The sequence below is a fragment of the Simplicispira sedimenti genome (assembly GCF_022760965.1).
GTDB classification, from domain to species: Bacteria; Pseudomonadota; Gammaproteobacteria; order Burkholderiales; family Burkholderiaceae_C; genus Simplicispira; species Simplicispira sedimenti.
On record NZ_JAKVIJ010000002.1, the window covers coordinates 122,368 to 146,530 of the forward strand.

General features: G+C 65.6%; 30 protein-coding genes. 19 read left to right on the forward strand and 11 right to left on the reverse strand.

Annotated features, from left to right (window positions below; all coding sequences use genetic code 11):
• Positions 1 to 37: 37 nt before the first annotated feature.
• From MJ602_RS03040 to MJ602_RS03060, 5 genes are read right to left on the reverse strand one after another with little or no spacing between them, the layout of a single operon-like run.
• A complete protein-coding gene (locus tag MJ602_RS03040) occupies positions 38 to 1,891 on the reverse strand; it encodes an autotransporter assembly complex protein TamA (RefSeq protein ID WP_243019349.1) in 1,854 nt (617 codons plus the stop codon).
• Between the two features lie 4 nt (positions 1,892 to 1,895).
• Positions 1,896 to 3,083, reverse strand: coding sequence for a vWA domain-containing protein (locus tag MJ602_RS03045; RefSeq protein ID WP_243019350.1), 1,188 nt, complete (start codon positions 3,081 to 3,083; stop codon positions 1,896 to 1,898).
• A gap of 21 nt (positions 3,084 to 3,104) precedes the next feature.
• Positions 3,105 to 3,704, reverse strand: a complete 600-nt coding sequence (locus tag MJ602_RS03050; protein ID WP_243019351.1) for a GNAT family N-acetyltransferase — start codon at positions 3,702 to 3,704, stop codon at positions 3,105 to 3,107.
• A 5-nt stretch (positions 3,705 to 3,709) separates the two neighbouring features.
• A complete protein-coding gene (locus MJ602_RS03055) occupies positions 3,710 to 3,946 on the reverse strand; it encodes a hypothetical protein (RefSeq protein WP_243019352.1) in 237 nt (78 codons plus the stop codon).
• 13 nt (positions 3,947 to 3,959) lie between these two features.
• Positions 3,960 to 4,808: an AAA family ATPase gene (locus MJ602_RS03060; RefSeq protein ID WP_162017282.1), complete on the reverse strand. Its 849-nt coding sequence runs from the start codon at positions 4,806 to 4,808 to the stop codon at positions 3,960 to 3,962.
• Between the two features lie 107 nt (positions 4,809 to 4,915).
• Here MJ602_RS03060 and MJ602_RS03065 point away from each other — a divergent pair, with 107 nt between their 5' ends.
• Positions 4,916 to 5,581, forward strand: coding sequence for a c-type cytochrome (locus tag MJ602_RS03065; RefSeq protein WP_243019353.1), 666 nt, complete (start codon positions 4,916 to 4,918; stop codon positions 5,579 to 5,581).
• Between the two features lie 375 nt (positions 5,582 to 5,956).
• Positions 5,957 to 6,850: a universal stress protein gene (locus MJ602_RS03070; RefSeq protein ID WP_243019354.1), complete on the forward strand. Its 894-nt coding sequence runs from the start codon at positions 5,957 to 5,959 to the stop codon at positions 6,848 to 6,850.
• A 10-nt stretch (positions 6,851 to 6,860) separates the two neighbouring features.
• Here MJ602_RS03070 and MJ602_RS03075 read toward each other — a convergent pair whose 3' ends face one another.
• Both MJ602_RS03075 and MJ602_RS03080 read right to left on the reverse strand, forming a co-directional pair.
• Positions 6,861 to 7,295 carry a DUF1841 family protein gene (locus MJ602_RS03075; protein ID WP_162017279.1) on the reverse strand — a complete coding sequence of 145 codons (435 nt, stop codon included), beginning with the start codon at positions 7,293 to 7,295 and terminating at the stop codon, positions 6,861 to 6,863.
• Between the two features lie 79 nt (positions 7,296 to 7,374).
• Positions 7,375 to 8,010 (reverse strand): trimeric intracellular cation channel family protein, encoded by a 636-nt coding sequence (locus tag MJ602_RS03080; protein ID WP_243019355.1) that lies wholly within the window; start codon positions 8,008 to 8,010, stop codon positions 7,375 to 7,377.
• Positions 8,011 to 8,115: 105 nt separating this feature from the next.
• Between MJ602_RS03080 and MJ602_RS03085 the strand changes: the two genes are divergently transcribed.
• The 4 genes from MJ602_RS03085 (at position 8,116) to MJ602_RS03100 (ending at position 11,083) form a co-directional block, all read left to right on the forward strand.
• The gene (locus tag MJ602_RS03085; RefSeq protein WP_162017277.1) at positions 8,116 to 8,754 is read left to right on the forward strand and encodes a LysE family translocator; all 639 of its coding nucleotides are present in this window, start codon (positions 8,116 to 8,118) and stop codon (positions 8,752 to 8,754) included.
• Positions 8,755 to 8,843: 89 nt separating this feature from the next.
• Positions 8,844 to 9,461: a ParA family protein gene (locus MJ602_RS03090; protein ID WP_243019356.1), complete on the forward strand. Its 618-nt coding sequence runs from the start codon at positions 8,844 to 8,846 to the stop codon at positions 9,459 to 9,461.
• A gap of 57 nt (positions 9,462 to 9,518) precedes the next feature.
• The gene (locus MJ602_RS03095; protein WP_162017275.1) at positions 9,519 to 9,983 is read left to right on the forward strand and encodes a MaoC family dehydratase; all 465 of its coding nucleotides are present in this window, start codon (positions 9,519 to 9,521) and stop codon (positions 9,981 to 9,983) included.
• Positions 9,984 to 10,135: 152 nt separating this feature from the next.
• Positions 10,136 to 11,083, forward strand: a complete 948-nt coding sequence (locus MJ602_RS03100) for a LysR family transcriptional regulator (RefSeq protein WP_243019357.1) — start codon at positions 10,136 to 10,138, stop codon at positions 11,081 to 11,083.
• A gap of 1 nt (position 11,084) precedes the next feature.
• On the opposite strand, the gene MJ602_RS03105 is transcribed toward MJ602_RS03100, so the two are convergent.
• Positions 11,085 to 11,564 carry a tRNA (cytidine(34)-2'-O)-methyltransferase gene (locus MJ602_RS03105; protein WP_243019358.1) on the reverse strand — a complete coding sequence of 160 codons (480 nt, stop codon included), beginning with the start codon at positions 11,562 to 11,564 and terminating at the stop codon, positions 11,085 to 11,087.
• Between the two features lie 26 nt (positions 11,565 to 11,590).
• On the reverse strand, positions 11,591 to 12,331 hold the full coding sequence (locus MJ602_RS03110) for a phosphoribosyltransferase family protein (RefSeq protein WP_243019359.1): 741 nt from the start codon (positions 12,329 to 12,331) through the stop codon (positions 11,591 to 11,593).
• Positions 12,332 to 12,393: 62 nt separating this feature from the next.
• Between MJ602_RS03110 and MJ602_RS03115 the strand changes: the two genes are divergently transcribed.
• The 7 genes from MJ602_RS03115 (at position 12,394) to MJ602_RS03140 (ending at position 18,275) form a co-directional block, all read left to right on the forward strand.
• Positions 12,394 to 13,293 (forward strand): methyltransferase domain-containing protein, encoded by a 900-nt coding sequence (locus MJ602_RS03115; protein WP_243019360.1) that lies wholly within the window; start codon positions 12,394 to 12,396, stop codon positions 13,291 to 13,293.
• Between the two features lie 254 nt (positions 13,294 to 13,547).
• A complete protein-coding gene (gene coxB / locus MJ602_RS03120) occupies positions 13,548 to 14,717 on the forward strand; it encodes a cytochrome c oxidase subunit II (RefSeq protein WP_162017270.1) in 1,170 nt (389 codons plus the stop codon).
• Between the two features lie 32 nt (positions 14,718 to 14,749).
• The gene (gene ctaD / locus MJ602_RS03125) at positions 14,750 to 16,387 is read left to right on the forward strand and encodes a cytochrome c oxidase subunit I (RefSeq protein WP_243019361.1); all 1,638 of its coding nucleotides are present in this window, start codon (positions 14,750 to 14,752) and stop codon (positions 16,385 to 16,387) included.
• Between the two features lie 10 nt (positions 16,388 to 16,397).
• Positions 16,398 to 16,511 (forward strand): cytochrome oxidase small assembly protein, encoded by a 114-nt coding sequence (locus MJ602_RS16860; protein ID WP_479725622.1) that lies wholly within the window; start codon positions 16,398 to 16,400, stop codon positions 16,509 to 16,511.
• Between the two features lie 10 nt (positions 16,512 to 16,521).
• A complete protein-coding gene (locus MJ602_RS03130) occupies positions 16,522 to 17,139 on the forward strand; it encodes a cytochrome c oxidase assembly protein (protein WP_243019362.1) in 618 nt (205 codons plus the stop codon).
• Entirely contained in the window at positions 17,136 to 17,357 is a 222-nt protein-coding gene (locus tag MJ602_RS03135; protein WP_162017267.1) for a DUF2970 domain-containing protein, read from the forward strand. Before MJ602_RS03130 ends, MJ602_RS03135 begins: the two co-directional genes overlap by 4 nt.
• A gap of 36 nt (positions 17,358 to 17,393) precedes the next feature.
• A complete protein-coding gene (locus MJ602_RS03140) occupies positions 17,394 to 18,275 on the forward strand; it encodes a cytochrome c oxidase subunit 3 (protein WP_243019363.1) in 882 nt (293 codons plus the stop codon).
• Between the two features lie 9 nt (positions 18,276 to 18,284).
• Here the strand turns inward: MJ602_RS03140 and MJ602_RS03145 are convergent, their stop codons facing one another.
• The gene (locus tag MJ602_RS03145) at positions 18,285 to 18,515 is read right to left on the reverse strand and encodes a twin transmembrane helix small protein (protein WP_162017265.1); all 231 of its coding nucleotides are present in this window, start codon (positions 18,513 to 18,515) and stop codon (positions 18,285 to 18,287) included.
• On the opposite strand from MJ602_RS03145, the gene MJ602_RS03150 reads away from it, so the two are divergent.
• Genes MJ602_RS03150 through MJ602_RS03170 form a run of 5 tightly spaced genes read left to right on the forward strand, consistent with a single transcriptional unit; the run spans position 18,514 to position 22,663 of the window.
• On the forward strand, positions 18,514 to 19,302 hold the full coding sequence (locus MJ602_RS03150; RefSeq protein WP_243019364.1) for an SURF1 family protein: 789 nt from the start codon (positions 18,514 to 18,516) through the stop codon (positions 19,300 to 19,302). The genes MJ602_RS03145 and MJ602_RS03150 overlap by 2 nt on opposite strands.
• The gene (locus MJ602_RS03155) at positions 19,247 to 19,942 is read left to right on the forward strand and encodes a hypothetical protein (protein ID WP_243019365.1); all 696 of its coding nucleotides are present in this window, start codon (positions 19,247 to 19,249) and stop codon (positions 19,940 to 19,942) included. The genes MJ602_RS03150 and MJ602_RS03155 overlap by 56 nt, the downstream gene beginning before the upstream one ends.
• The gene (locus MJ602_RS03160; protein WP_162017262.1) at positions 19,939 to 21,144 is read left to right on the forward strand and encodes a COX15/CtaA family protein; all 1,206 of its coding nucleotides are present in this window, start codon (positions 19,939 to 19,941) and stop codon (positions 21,142 to 21,144) included. The genes MJ602_RS03155 and MJ602_RS03160 overlap by 4 nt, the downstream gene beginning before the upstream one ends.
• Positions 21,141 to 22,037 carry a heme o synthase gene (cyoE, locus tag MJ602_RS03165; protein ID WP_162017261.1) on the forward strand — a complete coding sequence of 299 codons (897 nt, stop codon included), beginning with the start codon at positions 21,141 to 21,143 and terminating at the stop codon, positions 22,035 to 22,037. The genes MJ602_RS03160 and cyoE overlap by 4 nt, the downstream gene beginning before the upstream one ends.
• A gap of 11 nt (positions 22,038 to 22,048) precedes the next feature.
• A complete protein-coding gene (locus tag MJ602_RS03170; RefSeq protein ID WP_243019366.1) occupies positions 22,049 to 22,663 on the forward strand; it encodes an SCO family protein in 615 nt (204 codons plus the stop codon).
• Between the two features lie 81 nt (positions 22,664 to 22,744).
• Here the strand turns inward: MJ602_RS03170 and rpoH are convergent, their stop codons facing one another.
• Entirely contained in the window at positions 22,745 to 23,680 is a 936-nt protein-coding gene (gene rpoH, locus MJ602_RS03175) for an RNA polymerase sigma factor RpoH (protein WP_243019367.1), read from the reverse strand.
• 145 nt (positions 23,681 to 23,825) lie between these two features.
• Here rpoH and cutA point away from each other — a divergent pair, with 145 nt between their 5' ends.
• Positions 23,826 to 24,158: a divalent-cation tolerance protein CutA gene (cutA, locus tag MJ602_RS03180; protein WP_243019368.1), complete on the forward strand. Its 333-nt coding sequence runs from the start codon at positions 23,826 to 23,828 to the stop codon at positions 24,156 to 24,158.
• Positions 24,159 to 24,163 lie beyond the last annotated feature (5 nt).

The following is a 24,163-nucleotide window of genomic DNA, read 5'->3' on the forward strand; positions in this document are numbered from 1 at the left end:
ATTGAGGCGGGTGGGGTGCGGCGCGGCATGGTGCCCATCAGAAGCGAAAGCCCAGGCGCAGGTGCAGGCGCAGCTTGCGCTCCTGCACGCCGTAGGCCAGGTCGGCCTGCACCGGCCCCACCGGGCTGCGCCAGCGCAGGCCTGCACCCACACCCACGCGGGCGTGCAGGTCGCCAGGCTGGTCGGCCACGGCGCCTGCATCCAGAAACAAGGCGCTTTCCCAGTCCGACGGGGCGCCATCCAGCACCAGGGGTTGCTGCCATTCCACGCTGCCCACGGCCAGGTAGCGGCCGCCGGTGGTCTGGCCTGCCGTGGTGCGCGCGCCAATGCTGTGGTAGCCGTAGCCGCGCACTGTGGTGTCACCACCGGTCACGAACAACTGGCTCACCGGCACGGGCGTGCCATTGCGCGCCAGAACGGCGCCGCCCTCGGCGCGCCAGGCGATGCGCGCCCTGGGGCCGGGCTTCGTGGCCTTGCCGACCTGCCCCAGCGGCTGGTAATGCAGCCAGCGCACCAGTGCGCGCACGTAGGGGTCGCGCTCGGGGCGCAGGGTGTGGCCCAGGCCCAGTTCCCAGGCCAGGCCCCAGCCGCGCGTGGGGTTGGTGGGCTGGTTGAAGTAGCGTCCCGTCCAGGCGTAGTGCAGGCCCAGGGCGGCGCTGGAGGGAGGGGCGCCGACGCCCTGGCTGTCTGCGCTGTCGTATTGCAGTGCCAGGGAGCGGTCGATGCGTTGGCTGCTCTTGGCGCGGCCTGCGCGCAGGCGGCTGCTGTGCACCATGGTGCTGCCCGTGGCATCGCGCTGCACCAGGGCGCCGGTGAACCAGCGCCAGCCGCTGTCGTGCGGCAGGCCGGTCCAGTCGGTGGTCAGGGACTGGGTGTTGCGGTCCCAGCCGATCTTGCTCAGGGCGCGCCAGCCCAGCCAGGGCAAGCGGTTGTGTGTGTGGTCCACCGACAGGCGCAGGCCGCTGTCGGTGGAGGCGCCCACGCCCAGCACCCATTTCTGCAGCGGTGCTTCTCGCACCTGGGCCAGAACGGGGGCGGAGAGCGGGTCTTGCGCTTCGGGCGCCAGGCTCAGGAACACGGCGTCGAAATAGCCGCTGTCGGCCAGGCGCTGCTGCGCGTCGAGCAGGGCGGCTTCGTCGTAGGTGCTGCCCAGGGGCAGGCGGGCGATGCGGCGCACGGTGTCGCTGCCATAGCGCTCGCTGCCTTGCACCTGCAGCGCACCAAAGCGGTACAGGGGGCCGCTGTCGTAGTGCACGGCCAGGCGGGCTTGGTGCTGCGGGGCATCGATGTCGGCGCGGCTGTGGGCGATGCGTGCCGCTGGGTAGCGCCGCGTTTGCAGGGTGCGCAGGCCCTGCTGCTTGGCGTTGTCCCAGGCGTCCTGGGTGAAGGGCTGGCCACTGGGCAGCGTCCATGCCGATTGCAGGCCTTGCTGCAGGCGCTCGGCACCGGGGGCTTGTGTGCCAGGGCCTTGCAGGTGGATGTCCACCTGTGCAACCTGGGTGCGGGGGCCGGGCTCCACCTGCACGCGGATGTGTTGTGCGGTGGCGCTGCCTGGGGACGCCTGCGTCAGCAGTACCTGCACATCGGGTGAGAAGTAGCCCTGGGTGGCCAGCAATTCGCGGGCGTCGGTGGCGGCGGCATCGCGCAGGCGTTCGAGCTCGTCGGCACGCAGGTCGGGCAGGTGGCGAAAGCGTTGCAGCTCCAGGTGCTGTTCCAGCAGCGGGCGCAGCGCATCCGGGGCCTGGACGTGCACCTCAAAGGCCAGGGGTGTGCCGGGTTGGCCTTCCGGGTCCGCGTCGTTCGCGCGGGGCAAAAGGCTGCAACCCGTCAGCATCAGGCAGGAAAACAGCAACGCCGGCCATCGGGCCGGCGTTGGGGCGTGGCGTGGCATGCGGCTATTTTGACAGCAGGCGCATGGTGTCTTCGAGGCCTTTGAGTGACAAAGGGAACATGCGGTGGCCCATGAGCTGCTGGATGATGCTGATGCTCTGGCGGTACTCCCACACGCCCTGGGGCTCGGGGTTGACCCAGGCGTAGCGGGGGAAGGCGTGCGTCAGGCGCTGCAGCCACTCGGCCCCGGCTTCCTCGTTGTTGTATTCCACGCTGCCGCCAGGCTGCAGGATCTCGTAGGGGCTCATGGTGGCGTCGCCCACGAAGATCAGCTTGTAGTCCTTGTTGTACTTGCGGATGATGTCCCAGGTGGGAAACTTCTCGGCAAAGCGGCGGCGGTTGTTCTTCCAGACGAAGTCGTACACGCAGTTGTGGAAGTAGTAGAACTCCAGGTGCTTGAACTCGGCCTTCACGGCGCTGAAGAGTTCCTCCACGCGCTGGATGTGTTCGTCCATGGTGCCGCCCACGTCCATGAGCAGCAGCACCTTCACGTTGTTGTGGCGCTCGGGCACCATCTTGATGTCCAGAAAGCCCGCGTTGGCCGCGGTGCTGCGGATGGTGTCGGGCAGGTCGAGTTCCAGCTCGTGCCCTTCGCGTGCGAACTTGCGCAGGCGCCGCAGCGCGACCTTGATGTTGCGCGTGCCCAGCTCCTGCTGGTCGTCATAGTCGCGGTAGGCGCGCTGTTCCCACACCTTGACGGCGCTGCGGTTCTTGCCCGCACCACCAATGCGCACGCCCTGCGGGTTGTAGCCGCCGTGACCAAAGGGGCTGGTACCGCCGGTGCCTATCCACTTGTTGCCGCCTTCGTGGCGTTCTTTCTGTTCTTCGAGGCGCTTTTTCAGCGTCTCCATGAGCTCGTCCCAGCCCATTTTCTGGATCGCGGCCTTTTCCTCGGGGCTCAGTTCGCGCTCCAGCACCTTGCGCAGCCAGTCGGTGGGGATCTCCTTGGTGAAGTCGGCCACCATTTCCACGCCCTTGAAGTACGCCGCAAAGGCACGGTCGAACTTGTCGAAGTGCTTTTCGTCCTTGACCAGCGCGGTGCGCGCCATGAAGTAGAAATCGTCCAGGCTCCAGGCGTCCTCGGAGCGCGGCCCCACCACGCCAGCCTCCAGCGCTTCGAGCAGGGTGAGGTACTCCTTCACCGATACCGGGAGCTTGGCGGCGCGCAGGGTGTAGAAAAAATCAATCAACATAAAAATAGCCTCTAGCGCCCGTCAATCCTGCGCATGGCGCTGCAAAAGGTATAGCAACTGTGCGCGGGCCTCGGGCCATTCGCCGCTGCGCATGCTGTACATCACGGTGTCGCGGATGGTGCCGTCGCGGCGCAGTGCATGGCCGCGGATCACGCCGTCCTTCCTGGCGCCCAGGCGTTCGATGGCGCGCTGGCTGGCGAAGTTGAAGTTGTCGGTGCGCCAGCCCACCACGTGGCAGGCGAGCTGGTCAAAGGCGTGCCCCATCATCAGCAGCTTGGCGGTGGTGTTGACGTGGGTGCGCTGCACGCTCTTGCGGTACCAGGTCCAGCCGATCTCCACGCGGCGCACGGCCGGCAGGATGTCGTGGAAGCTGGTGCTGCCCAGCACCTGGCCGCTGGCGTCGTCCAGCACGGCAAAGGCAAAGCGGTGGCCTTGGGCACGTCCCTCCAGCGCGGTTTCGATGTAGGCGCGCGTGTCCTGCGGCTCGGGCACCGAGGTGATGCGCAGCTTCCACAGTTCACCGTCGGCAGCGGCATCGGCCAGACCGGGCGTGTGCTCCAGGCCCAGGGGCTCCAGGCGCAGGCCGCGGTCTCTCAGGGTGACGGGTTCCACAAAGGCCATGGAAATCACTTCTCGTTGGTTTTCTGCGGGTTGCGGAGGTTGCGCCAGCGCCGTGCGGCCTGCAGCCCCAATCCGGCGCTCAGTCCCACCAAGGCGATGGCCAGCACTGTCGTGGTGCCATAGCTGGGGGCAAAGAGATCCCATCCCAGCAGGGTGCCCAGCCAGAAGCCGACCAGCGCCCCGCCGACGAAGCCAATGGCGTCGGACAGGCCTTCGATCAGCAGGCGGTTGGCGTCACGCATGGTGCATGCCCCTTCAGCGGTTGCGCTGGTTCATGAACACCAGCTTTTCGAACAGGCTCACGTCCTGCTCGTTTTTCAGCAAGGCGCCCACCAGCGGCGGCACCGACACCTTGTTGTCGGCGCTTTGCAGGGCAGACAGCGGAATGTCTTCGGCCACCAGCAGTTTGAGCCAGTCCAGCAGCTCGGAGGTGGAAGGCTTCTTTTTCAGGCCCGGCAGGTTGCGCACGTCGTAGAAGGTCTTCATGGCCACCGAGAGCAGATCGCCCTTGAGCGTGGGGAAGTGCACGCCGACGATCTGGCGCATGGTGTCGGGCTCGGGGAACTTGATGAAGTGGAAGAAGCAGCGGCGCAGAAAGGCGTCGGGCAGTTCCTTTTCGTTGTTCGAAGTGATGAACACCAGCGGACGGTGCTTGGCCTTGATGAGCTCGCGCGTTTCGTAGCAGTAGAACTCCATGCGGTCGAGCTCGCGCAGCAGGTCGTTGGGGAATTCGATGTCGGCCTTGTCGATCTCATCGATCAGCAGTGCCACCGGGCGGTCGGCCGTGAAGGCCTGCCACAGCACGCCCTGCACGATGTAGTTGCGGATGTCCTTGACGCGCTCGCTGCTGCCTTCCAGCTGGCTGTCGCGCAGGCGGCTCACGGCGTCGTATTCATACAAACCCTGCTGCGCCTTGGTGGTGGACTTGATGTGCCACTGCAGCAGCGGCATGTCCAGCGCCTGGGCCACTTCCTCGGCCAGCATGGTCTTGCCGGTGCCGGGCTCGCCCTTGACGAGCAAGGGGCGCTGCAGTCGGATAGAGGCGTTCACGGCCAGCATGAGGTCCTGGGTGGCGACGTAATTCTGGGAGCCTTGGAATTTCATGAAAATAAATGCGGTATCGTTGACAAATGGGCTTGACAGGTGCTGGCTATAATCATTTTCAGCGCCTGGGCCCCAGGGTTCTCTTCCACAAAGATTGTGCTCGCAAAATGAAAAAGACGCTCCACATGCTCGTTGTCTTGGCTGTCGCTTGCGGGACCGCCGCCATCCACGCCCAGGAGGTGCAGGGCAACGTCCAGGCCGGTGAACAAAAGAATGCCATGTGCATCGGCTGCCACGGCATCGTGGGCTACCAGTCCAGCTTCCCTGAAGTGCACAAGGTGCCGATGATTTCGGGCCAGAACGCGGCCTACCTGGCTTCGGCGCTGCAGGCCTACCTCAAGGGCGAGCGCAAGCACCCCACCATGCGCGGTGTGGCCATCTCGCTGACCGAGCAGGACATTGCCGATCTGTCCGCCTACTATGCCCAGCATGGCAAGAGCGGCACCGAGTTGCCCGCGGCACCCAAGCGCCAGCCCGATGCCCGCGTGGCCGCGCTGCTGCAAAAGGGCGCCTGCGTGTCCTGCCACGGCGACAACTTCGCCAAGCCCATCGACCCGTCCTACCCCAAGATCGCCGGCCAGCATGCCGACTATCTGTTCGTCGCCCTCAAGTCCTACAAGGAAACCGGCAAGAACGCCTACGTGGGCCGCAGCAACGGCGTGATGGCAGGCGTGGTCGGCCAGTTCTCCAACGACGAGCTCAAGGCGCTGGCGCAGTACATCGGCAAGGTGCAGGGGGACCTGCAGGTGGTGCCGCAGCCGCGCTTCCGCTGACCCTCCCTCGCGCTTGCCACGGGCGCGCCAATACTGGCACGCCGAGGTGCGACATGCTTGTGGCTTGCAGCCCTGCTCCCTACAATGGCAGGCGCATGAAACCGCTGGCCCTTGACCCCCATCATTCAACGCCCAGATCCTTTCGGGTCGGGCCGGGGTGGGCGCAGTCCATCGCCCCGGCCGCAGATTCCTAGGCCCGGCGGCTCTTCTCTCACAGACGTCATCCAATCCCCGCCGGGCACATCCTCGTCCAGTGCAGTGGCATGCACGCGCCGCCCTGGCCCGGTGCCACAGATGCCTTTCTGCCGCGCGAGAGGTGGATGACGCAGACGATGACGCTGAGGCGTCCCGCCCATCTGCCCGAGAGGAGTTCCCATGCGCATCCAGAACATTCTGGCCCTGACCGATTTTTCCACCCCGGCCGAGCACGGCCTGGACCGGGCGGCGACGCTCGCCGCCACCCATGGCGCGCGGCTGCGCGTCCTGTATGTCTGCGAAACGCCGCCGCTGCAACTGGCCGATCCGGCGGCTCGGTTGGAACAGCGCGCGCGCCAACTGGCGCGGCGCCATGGTGTTCCAGTGACTGCGGTGATCGGCACGGGTCGGCCGCTGGACGATTGCCTGGCCGAGGCCGAGCGAGCCGATCTGCTGGTGGCGCACGGACGCATGCACCGTCCCTGGCCCGTGCCGCCCTGGCGCACGCTGCTGTACCCGTTGTTGCGCCGCTGTCCCTGCCCGGTGCTGGTGGCATGTCGTCCGCCGCAGGGGCCTTATGCACGGGTCCTGGTGGCGGTGGATTTCTCTGCGGCATCGCGCCCACTGGTGCGCTACGCGGGCGATTTCGAGACCGGCGCGGCCCTGGAACTGTTCCATGCCATCGACACCCACGATGAAGCCCGGCTGCGCAGTGCCGAGGCTTCAACGGCTGCCGTGCAGGCCTACCGGCGCGAGGTGCTGCAGTACGCGCAGGAGCGGCTGTACCGGCTGTCCAATGTGTTCGATGCTCGGCGCAACCGTGTCGGCACGCTGATCGGCCGGGGCGACCTGGCGCGTCAACTCACGGTACAGCAGGAAAGCGCCGACGCCGATCTGGTGGTGCTGGGCCAGGAGCACCGCTCATGGCCGATGGAACTGCTGCGCGGCAGCGTGCCGCGCCGTCTGCTGGCGGGCGGCCTGGAGAGCGACCTGCTGGTCGTGCCCCATGCCTACCTGGGCGTGGTGCCCGGTGGCGCGCAGCCCGCCCGTCCGGCGGGGCGGCTGACGGCATGACGTGGTGCGCTCAGTCGCGTGTTGCCCGGCGTTGGACAGCGGCGACATAGGCATCGCCATCGGGCGGGCGGCCCGAGCGTTGGCTGTCCCACAGCATCTGGCCCAGGCATTCCATGGTGGCGTGGTGCGCGTCGTGCAGGGAATCCAGGCGCTTGGACAGCAACTCCACGGCCTGGCGGATGCCGCGCGGCTGGTCGATGCTGCACTGCTCGCTGATGGACAGGTGCATCGACAGGTGCAAGAAGGGATTGGTGCGGTCCGGCGTCTCGTCGTAGTTGCGCGCCACGGCGGCGTCCGCATCCGCGAGTTCGGCGTGGTACTCGGGGTGCTCGGCGATCCACAGGCTGGCCAGGGTCTCTATGGCTTCCATGGGCGCGCCCGCACGCGCCTTGGCATGGGCTGCGCAGAAGAAGCGGCGGACGTCGGCTTGGCTGGGCTGGAACATGGCGGCAGTGTAGCGGTGCAGCGGGCCATGCGCGGTGCGCCCCGTGCATGTGCCTGGGCATGGAGGGGCAAACCGGCTTTCAGACCCGCCAGGCGGGCAGTTGCCAGTTGCGCCACACGGCCAGGCCGCGCAGCCCCGCCGTGATGGCCACGCAGGCCACCAGCGGCATCCATTCACTGGTGTGGATTTGGCGCAGCGCCACGTCGGCCCAGCCGCCCGCGAAGGCGCACAGTGCGTAGGGGCGGTGGTCGCTGAAGGCCTGGGGCACTTCGTTGCACAGCACGTCGCGCAGCACGCCGCCAAACACGCCCGTGATCACGCCCATCATCACGCCAATGATGGCGGGCATGCCCACGGCCGTGGCCACATCCACCCCCACGGCCGCAAACAGGCCCAGACCGATGGCGTCGGGCAGCAGCATGGCGCGCTCGGTGGGCTCGAAGTGGCGGTGGCGCATGAACAGCATGGCCGCCAGGGACAGGGCGAGCACACCCCACACAAACTCGGTGTGCCGCACCCAGAAAAAGGGGCGTTGGTCCAGCAGCAGGTCGCGCAGGGTGCCGCCGCCAAAGGCGGCCACAAAGGACACCACGCACACGCCCACGACGTCCAACCGCTTGCGTGCCGCGGCGATGATGCCCGAGAGCGCAAAGGCCGCCGTGGCCGCGATTTCCAGCAGCAGGCGCAGGGTGTGGAGCCAGTCGGAGGTTGGCATGGAACGGGGCGTGAGCGAGGGTGTCATTGTCGCGCACGGCATGTGGGCTGCGCCGGGGCTTGCTAAGATGCCCCGCTCAATTTGAGCTTGTGGCGGACGGTTCCCATGGATGTGCAGACTTGGTTGGCTTTTTTCGTGGCTTCTTGCCTGATTGCGATCTCGCCCGGCTCGGGGGCCGTGCTGTCCATGAGCCACGGGCTCAACTACGGGGTGCGCAAGGCGGGCGCCACCATCCTGGGCCTGCAGTTGGGGTTGTTGCTGGTGCTGGTCATTGCCGGGGCGGGCGTAGGCTCGCTGTTGCTGGCGTCCGAGTGGGCGTTCAACCTGGTCAAGGTGCTCGGGGCGTGCTATCTGCTGTACCTGGGGTTCAACCAGTGGCGTGCAGGTGAGGCGTCACCCCTGCAGGAGCAGGAGGGTGGGCCTGCGGGCACCTGGAAGAAGCGCTGCCTGACCGGTTTTCTGACCAATGCCACCAACCCCAAGGGCATTTTGTTCATGGTGGCCGTGCTGCCGCAGTTCATGACCGACGCGCGTCCGCTCTGGACCCAGTTGCTGGTGATGGCCGCCACCACGGTGGTGGTCGATGTGACCGTGATGCATGGCTATGCCGCCGGTGCCAGCGCATTGCGCCGGCTGACGCGCAGTGCCCGTGCCATGCGCGTGCAGAACCGCGTGTTTGGCGGGTTGCTCATGGCGGTGGGCGCTGGGCTGTTCTTCGTCAAGCGGGGAGGGCAGCACGCGTGATGCTGTTGCTATAAAAACAATAGCTGCTTGCGCTTGATCCATAAGCGCTAATGGCACTTTTTGTTGTTTATTCGCAAGGAGATCGGATCATGCCGGTGGTGGTCATAGCTAATCCCAAGGGTGGCGTGGGCAAGTCCACGCTGGCGACACATGTGGCGGGGTACTGGGCACGCAAAGGCCATGCGGTGGTGCTGGGCGATGTGGATCGTCAGCAATCCGCGTGCCTCTGGCTGGGCCTGCGTCCGCCCCAGGCGCGCCCCATTGCGCTGTGGGATACGGGTGATGGCGATGCCATCGCCAAGCCGCCCAAGGGCAGCCACGCCGTGCTGGACACGCCCGCAGGCCTGCATGGCTGGCGGCTGAGCGATGCCCTCAAGCTGGCCGACAAGATCATCGTGCCACTGCAGGCCAGCATCTTCGACATCTACGCCACGCGCGATTTCCTGGACCAGCTGGCCACCCATCGCCGCGCCGGTCATGCGCAGGTGGGCATCGTGGGCATGCGGGTGGATGAGCGCACGCGCTCGGCCGAGCAGCTCCACCATTTCGTGGATGGCCTGGGCCTGCCCGTGCTGGGCACGCTGCGCGACACGCAGAACTACGTGCACCTGGCGGCGCACGGGCTCACGGTGTTCGACGTCACCCCTGGCCGCGTGGCGCGCGACCTGGAGCAATGGGATCCGATCACCGCATGGCTGGAAGCCTGATGCCCTGCTGTCGCACGCCAGACAAGGCCCGTGGGGCGGCGGCGCTACATTGCGCCCATGAAAACCTTTCGTTCCTACACCGAAGTGAGTGCCTGCGTGGGCCAGGAAGTGGCCGTGACCGACTGGATCACCATCACGCAGGAACAGGTCAACCAGTTTGCGCAGGCCACGGGCGACCACCAGTGGATCCATGTGGATCCCGAGCGTGCCAAGGCGGGGCCTTTTGGGGCACCCATTGCGCACGGCTTTCTCACGCTGTCGCTGATTCCGCGTTTCTTCGATCTGGGCATCCAGATCGAGGGTGCGCGCATGGGCGTCAACTACGGCCTCAACCGTGTCCGTTTCACCGCGCCGGTGCCCGTGGGCAGCCGTGTGCGCGCCCGGCTGACGCTGCAGGCCACCGAGGCGCTGGCGCCCGATGGGCTGCAGATGACCTGGCTGGTGACCGTAGAGCGCGAGGGGGCCGACAAGCCCGCCTGCGTGGCCGAGTCGCTGTCGCGCAGCTACGGCGCGCCTGTATAAGGTGCCAACCCCCTGAGCGGCTGCGCCGCTTCCCCCCGCTCTCGCATCGCTGCGCGTTGCGGGCAGGGGGACGCCACCAGCACGGCGGGGCGGCCCTTGCGCGGCGGCTGCTGGCCTTGGCCGCGCCCAGTGCTGGGCGAAGGGGCTGAGCGATGGATCGCCTGCAGGCCATGAGGGTGTTTGCCCGCGTCGTGGACGAGGGGGGGTTTGCCGCAGCGGCGCGGGCGCTGGACATGTCGCCCCCGGTGGTCACGCGCATGGTGGCGGATCTGGAGCGCCACCTGGGAACGCGGCTTTTGCAGCGCACCACGCGCAAGGTGGCGCTGACCGATGCGGGCCAGGCCTACCTGGAGCGTGTGCGCGCCATTTTGTTCGACATCGAAGACGCCGAGGCCCACGCAGCCGCCAGCACCCGCGAACTGCGCGGCAGCCTGCATGTGCTGGCGCCGCCGGTGCTGGCCACCTACTTTCTGGCGCCGCTGGTGGCGCCCTGGCGCGCGCGCTATCCGCGCCTGCTGCTGGACATTGCCACCGACAACTACGTGGCCGCCCGCGTGGACGAGTTTGACGTGACCTTCATGGTGGTGCCCGAGGACTACGACGGCAACATCGTGGCGCGCAACCTGTTCCAGGGCGAGGCCGTCGTGGTGGCGTCCCCGACCTACCTGCAGCGCATGGGCATGCCCCAAACGCCCGCAGACCTGGGCCACCACCAGTACCTGCGCGACAGTGCCATGGCCATGCACAACCCTGCCGGACGCAAGCTGCGCCTGCAGCATTTGCAGGGTCAGTTTGCGGCGCAGGAGGTGGATATGCCGCATGTGGCGCTGCAATCGGTCAGCACGGAGCTTTTGCTGCGCGCCGCACTCGACGGTGTGGGTGTGGCCGTGATGGCGCGTCTGCTGATCGAGCCCTACCTGGCCAGCGGCGCGCTGGTGCATGTGCTGCCCGATTGGATGTATTCGCGCTACACCGTGTATGCCGCCCTGCCCACGCGGCGCATGGTGCCTGCGCGCACCAAGGCCTTCCTCGATTTTGTGACCGAGCAGGTGCCCGAGGCGGTGGCGCTGCAGCGCGCAGCGGCGGGCCTGGTGAACTAACTCAGGGGTTTCCGGGAGGCACGGCAAAGCCGTTCTGGCGCCAGGCCTCGAACACCGTGACGGCCACGGCGTTGGACAGGTTCAGGCTGCGCTGGCCCGTCAGCATGGGCAGGCGCAGTTGCTGCGCGGGGGCAAAGGTCTCGCGCAGCGCGGGGTCCAGGCCGCGCGATTCGGCACCATACACAAACCAGTCGCCGGGCTCAAAGTGCGTTTCGTGCACCAGGCGCTGGCCTTTGGTGGTCAGGGCAAACATGCGCTGCGGGTTGGGGTGGTGCGTGGCCAGCAAGCTCGCCCAGTCGCGGTGGCGCAGCACGCGGGCGTATTCATGGTAATCCAGCCCGGCGCGGCGCATCAGGCGGTCTTCCATCGAAAAGCCCAGCGGCTCGACCAGGTGCAGCGTGCAGCCGGTGTTCGCCGCCAGGCGGATGGCGTTGCCCGTGTTGGGCGGGATCTCGGGTTTGACCAGGACGATGTGGAACATGGGCGTATTGTCTGCGCTGTCGTGCGTCATTCGGGTGGCGGCGTGCGTGCAAACACCAGGGCTGACACCGTGCTGGCACCTGCCTGGCGCAAGGCCAGCGCAGCGGCCTGCAGCGTGGCGCCGGTGGTCATCACGTCGTCCACCAGCAGCACGCTGCGCCCCTGCAGCGCGGCGGCGCGCAACGGGTCCACCGCCAGTGCGCCCTGCAGATTGCGCAGGCGCTGCGCGCGGCCCAGGTTGCTTTGGGCCTGTGTGTCATGCAGGCGCAGCAGCAGTGTGGCGTCTGTCTTGGCGGGCGCCAGGATGCGGGCCAGCAGCAGGGCCTGGTTGAAGCCGCGCTCGCGCAGGCGGTGGGCAGACAACGGAATGGGGAGGACCCAATCGGCGGCATCCATCAGTGGTTCGGCCCAGGACGTGCTGTGCAGCAGCCGGGCCAGGGTGGGCGCCCATGCGGGGTCTGCCTGAAACTTGTATTGCCCCACGATGCCCGCCCAGGGGTAGGCGTAGTCCACGGCCGCCACGCAGCGGTCCAGCCCCAGGGGTGTGCGCAGGCAGGCGCCACAGCGCATGCCTTCGGGGGCATGGCCGCTGGCGGGCAGGGGCAGGGCGCAGCCGGTGCAGCGCGCCTGCGGCTGGGCAAAGCGTGCGGCACAGGCATCGCACACGCGGCGTGCGGGCCAGGCATGGCAGATGGCGCACTGGCTCGGCAGCCATGCACCCAGGCGGCGCAGGGTGGTGCGCAGCATGGAGGGCGAAGGGGTATGCATGATCGTGTCCAATATAGGGCAGGGCGCAACAAACGGTTGCGCCATTTGCCTTTGTAGCTGCCATGCCCTTCGAGCGCCCGCCCACCATCGACCCTGTTGCCGCCGCCCATTGGCAGGCCACTGCGCCTGCGTTGTCGCCCTGGCTGCATGAGGAGGTGGCACGCCGCATGGAGCAGCGCCTGCAGTGGATTCGCATTCCTCCCCAGGCCTGGTGTCATTGGGATCCGGTGCGCGGTGGCTTGCAGGCACACGCCCTGGTGCGCGCGCGCTACCCGCAGGCGCTGTGCCACGTTGTCGAGACCGCGCCGCACCTGCAGCCCTTGGCTGCCAAGGCGCTGGCGCCTGCATGGTGGTCGGCTTCCCGGTGGATAGGTGCGGGTGTGCGCTTTGAGGCGCCTGCGCCCGGATCGGTGCAGATGCTCTGGGCCAACATGGCGCTGCACATGGCAGCCGACCCACAGGCGCTGATTGCGCAGTGGCAAAAGGCCCTGAGCGTGGACGGCTACCTGATGTTTTCGTGCCTGGGTCCGGACACCCTGCGTGAGCTGCGCGCGCTCTACGCGGCCATGGACTGGCCCCTGCCTGGCCACGCCTTCACCGACATGCACGATTGGGGTGACATGCTGATCGAGGCGGGCTTTGCCGAGCCGGTGATGGACATGGAGCGCATCACCCTGACTTTTCCCAGCGCGCCGCGCCTGCTGCAAGAACTGCGCGAGTTGGGCCGCAACCTGCATCCGGCGCGCTTTGCGGGGCTGCGTGGGCGGCGCTGGAAGGCGGGCCTGGAGCAGGCCTTGACCGAGCGGCTGGCGGCGCCGGAGCATGGAGGTCAACTGGCGCTGACCTTTGAAATCGTCTATGGCCATGCCTACAAACCCACGCCCCGGGTGCCCGTGGCGGGGGAAAGTGCCGTGTCCTTGCAGGACATGCGCGCCATGCTGCGCGGCAATCAACGCCGCTGAGCATCATCGGCCAAGTGCCGGTCATCTCGTCAATGACGTAGCGCAAAAACACTGCCTGCAAAGGCAGTAATTACGTGAACGTCTGATTTATCTCAATACCGCTACAATGGTTTGGCAGCCCTCGGGCCGCGTTTCGACTGCCTGTGGGCGGTGCGTTGGTGCGCTGGGTGCGTGGCCCTGCAGTGCAAGGCGCCAGCCCCTGGGCGACGGTGAGGGAGACGACTCGAACGATGAGGCACAACAAAGTGAAAACCATGATGCGCATTCCCCACATGCTGGCCAGCGCCCTGTGCTGGGTCGGCGCCTGGGCCACCACGGCAGCGCATGCCGCGCAGGATCTGCCCGGCGGCCCGGCGGTCAACCAGCTCAACCTGCACCCACCCGCCACGCGCATTGCGCAAGAGCAGCACTGGCTCCACTGGATGATGCTCATCATCTGCACGGTGATCTTCGTGGCCGTGTTCTCGGTGATGTTCTATTCGATCTGGAAGCATCGCAAGTCCCAGGGGGCAAAGGCAGCCCATTTCCATGAGTCGGTCACCGTCGAGGTGATCTGGACGGTGATCCCCTTCATCATCGTGATCCTGATGGCACTGCCCGCCACCAAGGTGCTGGTGGCCCAGAAGGACACCACCAATGCCGATATCACCATCAAGACCACGGGCTACCAGTGGAAGTGGGGTTACGACTACCTCAAGGGCGAAGGCGAGGGCATTGCCTTCCTGTCCACGCTGGACAGCAGCCACCGTGCCATGTCCAACAGCGGCGACGTGTCCCAGGCGCCTGCCGACTACCTGCTGAAGGTGGACAACCCCATGGTGGTGCCCGTGGGCCAGAAGATCCGCATCATCACCACGGCCAATGACGTGATCCACGCCTGGATGGTTCCGGCCTTCGGTGTGAAGCAGGACGCGATCCCGGGCTTTGTGCGCGACACCTGGTTCCGCGCCGAAAAGGTGGGCGACTACTACGGCCAATGCGCCGAGCTGTGCGGCAAGGAGCACGCGTACATGCCCATCCATGTCAAGGTGGTGTCCGCTCAGGACTACTCCGCCTGGGTGGCAGAGCAAAAGAAGAAGGCAGCAGCGCTGCTCGACGACCCCAAGCGCGTGTGGGTGCTCGACGACATCGTGGCGCGCGGTGAAAAGGTGTACGCCGCCAACTGCGCCGCCTGCCACCAGGCCAGCGGTCAGGGTGCGGGTGCGATCAAGGCGCTGGATGGTTCGGCCATCGTCAAGGACCAGGATGCTGCGCGCCAGATCCAGGTCTTGCTGCAGGGAGCGGCCAATGGGGCCATGCCTTCCTGGAAGCAGCTCAGCGATACCGACCTGGCGGCCGTGATCAGCTATACCAAGAATGCCTGGTCCAACAAGACCGGCCAGCTCGTGCAGCCGGCCGACGTCGTGGCCCAGCGCGGCAAGTGAACCGTGCCTGAGTGCACTGAGGAATCCCACCCATGAGCGCAGTTCTTGACCATTCCGCACACGCTGCAGGCGCCGCGCACGGCGCGCACGATCACCATCACCACGGACCCACAGGCTGGCGCCGCTGGGTTTATGCCACCAACCACAAGGACATCGGCACGCTGTACCTGCTGTTCTCGTTCACCATGCTGATGGTGGGCGGGGTGCTGGCGTTGCTGATCCGTGCCGAGCTGTTCCAGCCCGGTTTGCAGCTCGTGAACCCCGAGCTGTTCAACCAGCTCACCACCATGCACGGCCTGATCATGGTGTTTGGCGCCATCATGCCGGCCTTCGTGGGCTTCGCAAACTGGATGGTGCCGCTGCAGATCGGCGCGTCCGACATGGCCTTCGCGCGCATGAACAACTTCAGCTTCTGGCTGATGATCCCGGCTGCGCTGCTGCTGGTGGGCTCGTTCTTCATGCCCGGCGGCGCGCCCGCCGCCGGTTGGACGCTGTATGCGCCGCTGACGTTGCAGATGGGCCCCTCGATGGACGCCGGCATCTTCGCCATGCACATCCTCGGTGCCTCGTCCATCATGGGCTCGATCAACATCATCGTGACCATCCTGAACATGCGCGCGCCCGGCATGACGCTGATGAAGATGCCGATGTTCTGCTGGACCTGGCTGATCACCGCCTACCTGCTGATCGCCGTGATGCCTGTGCTGGCCGGCGCCATCACCATGACGCTGACCGACCGCCACTTCGGCACCAGCTTCTTCAACCCCGCGGGGGGCGGTGACCCGGTGATGTACCAGCACATCTTCTGGTTCTTCGGGCACCCCGAGGTGTACATCATGATCCTGCCGGCTTTTGGCATCATCAGCCAGATCGTGCCTGCCTTCAGCCGCAAGAAGCTGTTCGGCTATGCCTCCATGGTGTACGCCACCTCGTCCATCGCCATCCTGTCGTTCATCGTGTGGGCGCACCACATGTTCACCACGGGCATGCCGGTGACGGGCCAGTTGTTCTTCATGTACGCAACCATGCTGATCTCGGTGCCCACGGCGGTGAAGATCTTCAACTGGGTGGCCACCATGTGGCGTGGTTCCATGACCTTCGAGACGCCCATGCTGTTCTCGGTAGGCTTCATCTTCGTGTTCACCATTGGTGGCTTCACGGGCCTGATTCTGGCCATGGCGCCCATCGACATCCAGTTGCAGGACACCTATTACGTGGTGGCGCACTTCCACTACGTGCTTGTGGCCGGCTCGCTGTTTGCGCTGTTTGCGGGCGTGTATTTCTGGCTGCCCAAGTGGACCGGAGTGATGTATTCCGAACTGCGCGGCAAGATCCACTTCTGGACCTCGCTGGTGTTCTTCAACATCACCTTCTTCCCCATGCACTTCCTGGGGCTGGCGGGCATGCCACGCCGCTATGCGGACTACCCCATGCAGTTTGCCGACTTCAATGCCGTTGCGTCCATCGGCGCGCTGGGTTTTGGTCTGGCGCAGGTGTACTTCTTTGTCGCCGTGGTCTGGCCCTGCATGCGCGGGCAGGGGGCCAAGGCGCCAGCCAAGCCCTGGGATGGTGCCGAGGGCCTGGAGTGGGAGCTGCCTTCGCCTGCACCTCTGCACACCTTCGAGACCCCGCCGAAGCTGGACGCAACGGCCACGCGCATCATTGGCTGAGGAGACTGCCATGCCTACTGCTGCACAACGCAAGGCCAATGCCCGCACTGCGTGGGGACTGGTGGCGCTTGCCGCCACCTTTCTTGCAGGTTTCGTCGGCAAGATTTTGTGGCTGAACGCCTGAGGCGACCGTCATGACAGCGCGCAGCGCCAACACCCGGATGCTCGGCAAGCTTGCCGTCATTGCCGTGGGCATGTTTGCGTTTGGCTATGCCTTGGTCCCTATTTACGAGCGCATTTGTGAGCTGACGGGTATCAATATCCTGGCCTTGTCCGAGCGCCAAGTACCGGGCAATGGCGCGGCAGGGCGTGATGTGCCGGCGCCCAGGAACACCCAGGTGGATCGCAGCCGCACCATCACGGTGGAGTTCGATGCCAATGCCCGTGGTCCCTGGAAGTTCTGGCCCGCGCAGCGCTCGCTGCAGGTGCACCCTGGCGAGCTGACCACGGTGATGTACGAGTTCCAGAATGTGCAGAACCGGCGCATGGCAGCGCAGGCCATTCCCAGCTACGCCCCCAGCCAGGCGGCAGCGCATTTCAACAAGCTGGAATGCTTCTGCTTTGACCAGTACACCTTGGAGCCTGGGGAGAAGAAGCAATGGCCAGTGGCCTTTGTGATCGACCCGCGCATTTCGCGTGATGTCACCACCATCACGCTGTCCTATACCTTTTTCGAGGTGGGTGGGCGTACGCCTCCCGCACCCGTCACCCCTGTGGCGGCAGCCCAGGTGAACCCCAAGGCGGGCACATGAAGCAGGTCACCGAGCCCCGCCCGCCCCAGGCACCGGGCCGCAGTTCGGCGCTGCGCAGCATCCGTGCGGTGGCCTGGTCGCTGATTGGCCTGCGCAAGGGCAGCGAGTACCGTGAGGACTTGCAGCGGATACATCCCCTGCATGTGATTGTGGTGGGCCTGGTGGCCATTTTTGGACTGGTGGCGCTGCTGATGGCCCTGGTCCACTTCATTGTGTGAGTCCCAAAAGAACATATAGATCCAGGAGCAATCGAGATGAGTGCAACCACCCCCAGCAGCACCCCGTACTACTACGTGCCCGCGCAGTCCAGCCACCCCGTCATGGCTGCGGCGGGGCTGTTCTTCGTGATCCTGGGAGCAAGCCAGTGGATCAATGGCATCGACTGGGGCGCCTATGCCCTGGGCTTTGGCCTGCTGTGGTGGCTGGTCGTGCTGTTCCAATGGTTCCGCGATGCCGCCCGCGAGAGCGAGGGTGGCCTGTACGGGCGCAAGATCGACCTCTCCTACCGCTGGGGCATGAGCTGGTTCATCTTCTCGGAAGTGATGTTCTTCGGCGCGTTCTTCACCGCGCTGTGGTGGGCACGCGCGCACTCGGTGCCTGCGCTGGGTAGCCTGGAAAACGGCATCCTGTGGCCCGACTTCAAGGCCGTGTGGCCCAGCGTGGTGGCGGGCGCCACGGCGTCGCCAGCGGGTATCGTGGAGCCGTTCAAGACCGTGGGGCCGTTCTGGCTGCCGACCATCAACACCGCCTTGCTGCTGAGCTCCGGTGTCACGCTGACCATTGCGCACCATGCGCTGCGTGAGAATCAGCGCGGCAAGACCATCGCCTTCATGTGGATCACGGTGCTGCTGGGCTTTACCTTCCTGTGTGTGCAAGGCTACGAGTACTACCACCTCTACACCGACCTGAACCTCAAGCTCAACTCGGGCATCTTCGGCTCTACGTTCTTCATGCTCACGGGCTTCCACGGCTTCCACGTTTTCCTGGGCATGTTGATGCTGCTGTTCATCACGCTGCGCCTGCATCAGGGGCATTTCAGCGCAGAGCGGCATTTTGGCTTCGAGGGTGCCGCCTGGTATTGGCACTTTGTCGATGTGGTCTGGCTGGGCTTGTACGTGCTGGTGTACTGGATGTAAGTCGGAGCGCTACGCTGCGGGCAGGCCGGTGGGCTGGATGTAACCCAGCTTCCAGGCCAGCAGCAGGGCGATGAAGAGCGCGATCGACAGTCCCACGCGCCAGGCCAGCATGCGGGCCATGCGTCGGCCATTGTCTTCACTGTGGGGGGCCGGCTTGCGGTCGCCGCGCAGCATGAAGAACAATGCAGAGCCCAGGCTGGCAAGAATGGCCAGAAAGGCGAGCAGAACCATGGTTTTCATGGAAAGCGATTATCCCGGGACGGTACAAGGCATGCAGGCACAAGGGCGATTCTGGAGTGTGACCCTGGCTGCGGTGTTGGCCGTGGGGGTGACCGCGTCCCTGGGTCGGTGGCAAATGGACCGGGCTGCCCAGAAGCAGGCCCTGCAGACGGCGGTGGAAACGCGTGCCACCCAGTCACCCCTCGCATCCCATGAAGCGGTGCAGGCCTTGCGCCCTGGCACCGAGCAGGCCGCTGACCTGCTGCATCGCACCGTGCACCTGCGTGGACGTTGGTTGGCTGAGCACACGGTGTACCTGGACAACCGCCAGATGAACGGTCGGCCAGGATTCTTTGTGCTGACACCGCTGCAGCTGGAAGGGGCCGCGCACAGCGTGCTGGTGCAGCGTGGCTGGATTGCGCGCAATTTCCAGGACCGCACGGCGCTGGCGAGCGTAGAGACACCGCAAGGCGAGGTCGAGGTGACCGGACGGCTCGCGCTGGGGCCCTCGCGTCTTCTGGAACTGGCCGGTGCCGACAAGGGACCAGGGGCTTCGCGCATCCGGCAGAATCTGGAGTTGGCCGCATTTGCGGCAGAAACCGGCCTGGCCCTGGCACCCTTGACGGTGGTGCAGACCCAGGGGCCTGCCGATGGCCTGCTGCGTCAGTGGCCCGCATTCAGCGCCGGGGTGGAGAAGCACCACGGCTACGCTTTCCAATGGTTCGGGCTCAGCGGCCTGATTGCACTGCTTTATGTCTGGTTCCAATTTGTCCGACGCCTCCACCCTCGCAGCCCTCGCACCGCCTGAAGGCGACAAGCCCGATGCGGATCGCGCTCGGCGCCGTGCGCGCTGGACCTTGCTGGTGCTGCTGCTGGCTTGTCTGGCGCCGGTGCTGGCTTCGTACTTTGCCTACTACGTGGTGCGGCCGGAAGGGCGGCGCAACTTTGGCAGCCTCATTGATCCGCAGCGTCCCGTCCCCGAAGCGCTGGCCACCAGCACGCTGGATGGCCGTCCCGGCCGAGTGTCCGATCTGCGCCATCAGTGGCTGCTGGTGAGCGTGGGTTCCGGGGCCTGCGATGCAGTCTGCGAAAATCACCTGTATTTGCAGCGCCAGATGCGCGAGGGCCTGGGCCGTGAAAAGGACCGGCTCGACTGGATCTGGCTTGTGACGGATGACGCCCCGGTGCCTGAGGCGCTGCAACCGGCGCTGGCGCAGGCCACGGTGCTGCGGGTGGATGCCCAGGCGCTGGCGCGTTGGCTGGAGCCTGCCCCGGGACATGGATTGAACGAACACCTATACGTTGTGGACCCTATGGGGAACTGGATGATGCGCTTCCCTGCGGCACTGGATGCGGCAGGCGCGGCCAAGGCCAAGCGTGACCTGGAGCGCATGTTGCGCGCTTCTTCATCCTGGGACACCGCAGGACGCATGGAAACCTCTCGATGAACGAAACCCAAGCCTTGTATGACTACGCGCCGCTGCTGCAGCTGATGCTGTTGGGAGCGACCATTGCCCTGGGGCCTTTGGCGTGGGTGGCCTGGCGCAGCAGGGGCGGTGCCCGTGGCAAGCGCCTGCAGGCCCTCATGGTGCTCACGCTGTTCCTGACCTTTGATCTGGTGATGTTCGGTGCTTTCACGCGCCTGACCGACTCGGGTCTGGGCTGTCCCGATTGGCCGGGCTGCTACGGCAATGCCAGCCCCATCGGTGCACGCGAAGAAATCAGTGCGGCCCAGGATGCCATGCCCACCGGCCCGGTCACGCATGGCAAGGCGTGGGTGGAGATGATCCATCGCTACCTTGCCAGTGCCGTGGGTGTGCTGATCATTGCCATCAATGTGGGCGTGTGGCGCCAGAAGCGCCAGTGGCAGCGCGAGGGACGCACCGGTGATGAACCCCTGCACCCCGGCTGGGCCGTGGCCACTCTGGTGTGGGTCTGCCTGCAGGGGGTGTTTGGCGCCTGGACCGTGACCATGAAGCTGTTCCCCGCCATCGTCACTTTGCACCTGATCGGGGGGCTGGTGCTGTTGGCCTTGTTGTGCGCGCAAGCGGTGCGGCAGGTGCGCACGGTGCAGGGCGTACAACCTGTGCAGCTACCAGTGAACTTGCGCTGGGCCATGGTGGCTGCCCTGGCGCTGGTGTGGATTCAGGTCGCCTTGGGCGGTTGGGTCAGCACCAACTACGCGGTGCTCGCTTGCACCACCTTCCCGACCTGCCAGGGAAGCTGGTGGCCTGCCATGGACTTTGCCCAGGGCTTTGAGATCTGGCGTCCGCTGGGCCTGCTCAAGGATGGAAGCCACATTGGATTTGCGGCGCTCACGGCCATTCACTATGTGCACCGACTGTTCGCCTACCTGGTCCTGGTGGTGCTGGTCGTACTGGGTCTGCGCATGCTGCGTGCAGGGGATTCCACCCATCCCGTGGCAGCGCAGGGACGGTGGTTGCTGGCGCTGGCAGCGTTGCAGCTCGTCACCGGTCTGAGCAACGTGATTCTCGATTGGCCCCTGGCGGCTGCCGTGCTGCACACCGGTGGTGCTGCGGCGCTGGTGGGTGTACTGACCTGGGCGCTGGCGGCCAGCGAGGCCAGCGCATCACAGGCCGTACTGGTGTCATCCAACACGCCCCTGGCGACAGCCAAGGCCAAGGCATGAGCGTGACCGCCGCAGTGTCGCTCCCTTCGCGCCTGGCGCAGTATTACGCGCTGACCAAGCCGCGCGTGGTCCAGCTCATCGTGTTCTGTGCGCTCATCGGCATGGTGCTGGCGGTGCCTGGCGTGCCCACACTCGACCAACTGCTGCGCATGCTGGTGGCCTGCCTGGGAATCTGGCTGGTGGCGGCTGCGGCCGCCGCCTTCAACTGCCTGGTGGAGAAAACCATCGATGCCAAGATGAAGCGCACCGCCTGGCGCCCCACGGCCAAGGGCGAGCTGACCGACATGCAGGCACTGCTGTTTTCTGCGGTGCTGTGCCTGGCGGGTTCGGCCGTTCTGTACGAGGGCGCCAACCCGCTGACCATGTGGCTGACCTTTGCCACGTTTGTGGGCTATGCGGTCATCTACACCCTTCTGCTCAAGCCGCGCACGCCACAGAACATCGTCATCGGGGGGGCTTCGGGCGCCATGCCCCCAGTGCTGGGCTGGGCCGCCATGACCGGCGATGTGGGGCCGCAGGCGCTGATCCTGTTCCTCATCATCTTTTTGTGGACGCCGCCGCACTTCTGGGCGCTGGCCCTATACCGGGTGGAGGACTATCGCAAGTCCGGCCTGCCCATGCTGCCGGTGACCCATGGCAATGCCTACACGCGCCTGCAGGTGTTCCTGTACACCCTGGTGCTGTTTGCCGCTGCCCTCATGCCTTTTGTGTCCGGCATGAGTTCCTGGATCTACCTGAGCGCCGCTGTGTTGTTGGGCGCAGGTTTCTGTGCCTACGGGTTCGCGCTGTGGCGCAGCTACTCGGATGCACTGGCGCGCCGCACCTTCCGTTTTTCCATCGTCTACCTCAGCCTGCTGTTTGCAGCCCTGCTGGTGGACCACTACCTGCAGTGAGAGCCCCGTTCATGCCCCGTCGAAATGCTATAAAAACGATAGCTGCTTGCGCTTTGTTTGCAAGCGCTGGAGCCATTTTTTCCGCTTGTTCCAAAAGCCAGCCCGAGTTCCGGGGGGTAGACATCTCCCAGGTGGACTATGCGCGTGACTTCGCACCGCTCAAGGACCACAACGGCCAGCAGCGGAGCATCAAGGACTTCCAAGGCAAGGTCGTCGTGGTGTTCTTTGGCTACACCCAGTGCCCCGATGTGTGCCCCACCTCCATGCAGGAGATGGCCGAAGTCAAGAAGATGCTCGGTGCCGATGGCGAACGCCTGCAGTCCATCTTCATCACCGTGGATCCCGAGCGCGACACGCCCGAGATGCTCAAAGCCTACATGGCCAACTTCGACCCCAGCTTCCTGGCCCTGGTCGGCAACGCCGAACAGACTGCGGCCTTGGCCAAGGAGTTCAAGATCTATTACAAGAAGGCCGAGGGAAAGACCCCCACAAGCTACACCATGGACCACTCGGCCGGCAGCTACATCTACGACACCCAGGGTCGCCTGCGCGTGTACTACCGCTACGGCAGCGGTGCCGAGGCCCTGGCGCACGATGTGAAGCAGTTGCTCAAGGAAGCCCGTTGAGGCCTGTGGAGTGGGTGCGCTGAAAGCAGCAGGGCTGCACATGGCAGCCCTGGTGTTTCTGGGAGGGGGGGCAGCAGCCCGTCAGGCGAATTCCGCCAGCGCCTTCTTCATCTTTTTCATGGCCGCTACTTCGATCTGGCGGATGCGCTCGGCACTCACGCCGTATTCGGCGGCCAGTTCGTGCAGCGTCATGCCACCCGAGCCGTCGTCATTGACGCGCAACCAGCGCTCCTCCACGATGCGACGGCTGCGCGCATCCAGGCTGTTCAGCGCCGTGGCAATGCCATCGGAGGCCAGCAGGTCGCGCTGGCGCGACTCGATCATGGCCGTGGGTTCGTGCGCCGCATCGGCCAGATAGGCAATGGGGCCATAGGCCTGCTCGCCATCGTCCGACGGGGCCGGGTCCAGCAGCACATCGCCGCCCGACATACGCGTTTCCATCTCCAGCACTTCTTCGCGCTTGACGTTCAGTTGCGCCGCCACCTGATCGATTTCGCTCTCGGTCAGCGTGTTGCGGTGCGTGTCCAGCGCGTCGGCATCGGCCTTGAAGCCCTGCTTCATCGAGCGCAGGTTGAAAAACAGCTTGCGTTGCGCCTTGGTGGTGGCCACCTTGACCATGCGCCAGTTCTTCAGGATGTACTCGTGGATCTCGGCCTTGATCCAGTGCATGGCATAGCTCACCAGGCGCACGCCCTGGTCGGGGTCAAAGCGCTTGACCGCCTTCATCAGCCCCACATTGCCTTCCTGGATCAGATCGCCCTGTGGCAGTCCGTAGCCCAGGTATTGGCGCGAAATGGACACCACCAGGCGCAGATGTGACATCACCAAGCGTCCTGCGGCGTCCACATCATTGCGGTCGCGCAGGGCGCGCGCTGCTTCCTGCTCCTCTTCAGGGGTGAGCAGCGGCAGGCGGTTGACCGCAGAAATATAGGCGTCCAGATTGCCCAGCGGGGGCACCAGCGCCCAAGGGTTGGCAGGCGCCACAGCGGTCGTCGCAGCGATGGTGGGAAGGGTCATTCGGCTTGTCCTTTCCTTGTATGCCTTCATGTTAGCACTCTCTTGGAGGGACTGCTAATTCCGGAGTTCCCCTGGGGTTTGCACAAAATGAGGGGCGGTCAGGCGCGCTCCTGCGTGGCAGACTTGCGTGCCGAGGTCTCTATCCATGACTATTTGTTCCGAAACCCTGAAGGCTGTGACCACCACCGTGGGCACGGCAGAGGATGCGCGCCGCCTGGCGCAGGCTGTGCTGGCGCAGCGCTTGGCGGCCTGCGTGCAGATCGAAGCCATCAGCTCCCACTACCGCTGGCAGGGCGCCTTGCATGAGGATGCGGAGTGGCGCCTGGTCTGCAAGACCGTTCCCCAGGCAGTGGATGGGCTATGTGCGCTGTTGCAGGCCCAGCACCCCTATACCTTGCCGCAACTGGTGGTGCAGCCCCTGCAGGCCAGCGCGGCGTACGCCGACTGGGTGCGGCAGGAGACGCAGGGGACCTGGTAGTTTCA

Bases quoted from the DNA above. Each gene is read 5' to 3' on its own strand.
- MJ602_RS03135 (WP_162017267.1), top strand. From the start codon at position 17,136: ATGAAGCAGGTCACCGAGCCCCGCCCGCCCCAGGCACCGGGCCGCAGT.
- MJ602_RS16860 (WP_479725622.1), top strand. From the start codon at position 16,398: ATGCCTACTGCTGCACAACGCAAGGCCAATGCCCGCACTGCGTGGGGA.
- MJ602_RS03160 (WP_162017262.1), top strand. From the start codon at position 19,939: ATGAACGAAACCCAAGCCTTGTATGACTACGCGCCGCTGCTGCAGCTG.
- MJ602_RS03070 (WP_243019354.1), top strand. From the start codon at position 5,957: ATGCGCATCCAGAACATTCTGGCCCTGACCGATTTTTCCACCCCGGCC.
- MJ602_RS03080 (WP_243019355.1), bottom strand. From the start codon at position 8,010: ATGCCAACCTCCGACTGGCTCCACACCCTGCGCCTGCTGCTGGAAATC.
- MJ602_RS03050 (WP_243019351.1), bottom strand. From the start codon at position 3,704: ATGGCCTTTGTGGAACCCGTCACCCTGAGAGACCGCGGCCTGCGCCTG.
- MJ602_RS03075 (WP_162017279.1), bottom strand. From the start codon at position 7,295: ATGTTCCAGCCCAGCCAAGCCGACGTCCGCCGCTTCTTCTGCGCAGCC.
- cutA (WP_243019368.1), top strand. From the start codon at position 23,826: ATGACTATTTGTTCCGAAACCCTGAAGGCTGTGACCACCACCGTGGGC.
- MJ602_RS03095 (WP_162017275.1), top strand. From the start codon at position 9,519: ATGAAAACCTTTCGTTCCTACACCGAAGTGAGTGCCTGCGTGGGCCAG.
- MJ602_RS03045 (WP_243019350.1), bottom strand. From the start codon at position 3,083: ATGTTGATTGATTTTTTCTACACCCTGCGCGCCGCCAAGCTCCCGGTA.
- MJ602_RS03055 (WP_243019352.1), bottom strand. From the start codon at position 3,946: ATGCGTGACGCCAACCGCCTGCTGATCGAAGGCCTGTCCGACGCCATT.
- MJ602_RS03110 (WP_243019359.1), bottom strand. From the start codon at position 12,331: ATGCATACCCCTTCGCCCTCCATGCTGCGCACCACCCTGCGCCGCCTG.
- MJ602_RS03155 (WP_243019365.1), top strand. From the start codon at position 19,247: ATGTCTGGTTCCAATTTGTCCGACGCCTCCACCCTCGCAGCCCTCGCA.
- MJ602_RS03100 (WP_243019357.1), top strand. From the start codon at position 10,136: ATGGATCGCCTGCAGGCCATGAGGGTGTTTGCCCGCGTCGTGGACGAG.
- MJ602_RS03150 (WP_243019364.1), top strand. From the start codon at position 18,514: ATGGAAAGCGATTATCCCGGGACGGTACAAGGCATGCAGGCACAAGGG.
- MJ602_RS03140 (WP_243019363.1), top strand. From the start codon at position 17,394: ATGAGTGCAACCACCCCCAGCAGCACCCCGTACTACTACGTGCCCGCG.
- MJ602_RS03040 (WP_243019349.1), bottom strand. From the start codon at position 1,891: ATGCCACGCCACGCCCCAACGCCGGCCCGATGGCCGGCGTTGCTGTTT.
- MJ602_RS03170 (WP_243019366.1), top strand. From the start codon at position 22,049: ATGCCCCGTCGAAATGCTATAAAAACGATAGCTGCTTGCGCTTTGTTT.
- MJ602_RS03130 (WP_243019362.1), top strand. From the start codon at position 16,522: ATGACAGCGCGCAGCGCCAACACCCGGATGCTCGGCAAGCTTGCCGTC.
- rpoH (WP_243019367.1), bottom strand. From the start codon at position 23,680: ATGACCCTTCCCACCATCGCTGCGACGACCGCTGTGGCGCCTGCCAAC.
- ctaD (WP_243019361.1), top strand. From the start codon at position 14,750: ATGAGCGCAGTTCTTGACCATTCCGCACACGCTGCAGGCGCCGCGCAC.
- MJ602_RS03090 (WP_243019356.1), top strand. From the start codon at position 8,844: ATGCCGGTGGTGGTCATAGCTAATCCCAAGGGTGGCGTGGGCAAGTCC.
- cyoE (WP_162017261.1), top strand. From the start codon at position 21,141: ATGAGCGTGACCGCCGCAGTGTCGCTCCCTTCGCGCCTGGCGCAGTAT.
- MJ602_RS03145 (WP_162017265.1), bottom strand. From the start codon at position 18,515: ATGAAAACCATGGTTCTGCTCGCCTTTCTGGCCATTCTTGCCAGCCTG.
- MJ602_RS03115 (WP_243019360.1), top strand. From the start codon at position 12,394: ATGCCCTTCGAGCGCCCGCCCACCATCGACCCTGTTGCCGCCGCCCAT.
- coxB (WP_162017270.1), top strand. From the start codon at position 13,548: ATGATGCGCATTCCCCACATGCTGGCCAGCGCCCTGTGCTGGGTCGGC.
- MJ602_RS03105 (WP_243019358.1), bottom strand. From the start codon at position 11,564: ATGTTCCACATCGTCCTGGTCAAACCCGAGATCCCGCCCAACACGGGC.
- MJ602_RS03085 (WP_162017277.1), top strand. From the start codon at position 8,116: ATGGATGTGCAGACTTGGTTGGCTTTTTTCGTGGCTTCTTGCCTGATT.
- MJ602_RS03060 (WP_162017282.1), bottom strand. From the start codon at position 4,808: ATGAAATTCCAAGGCTCCCAGAATTACGTCGCCACCCAGGACCTCATG.
- MJ602_RS03065 (WP_243019353.1), top strand. From the start codon at position 4,916: ATGAAAAAGACGCTCCACATGCTCGTTGTCTTGGCTGTCGCTTGCGGG.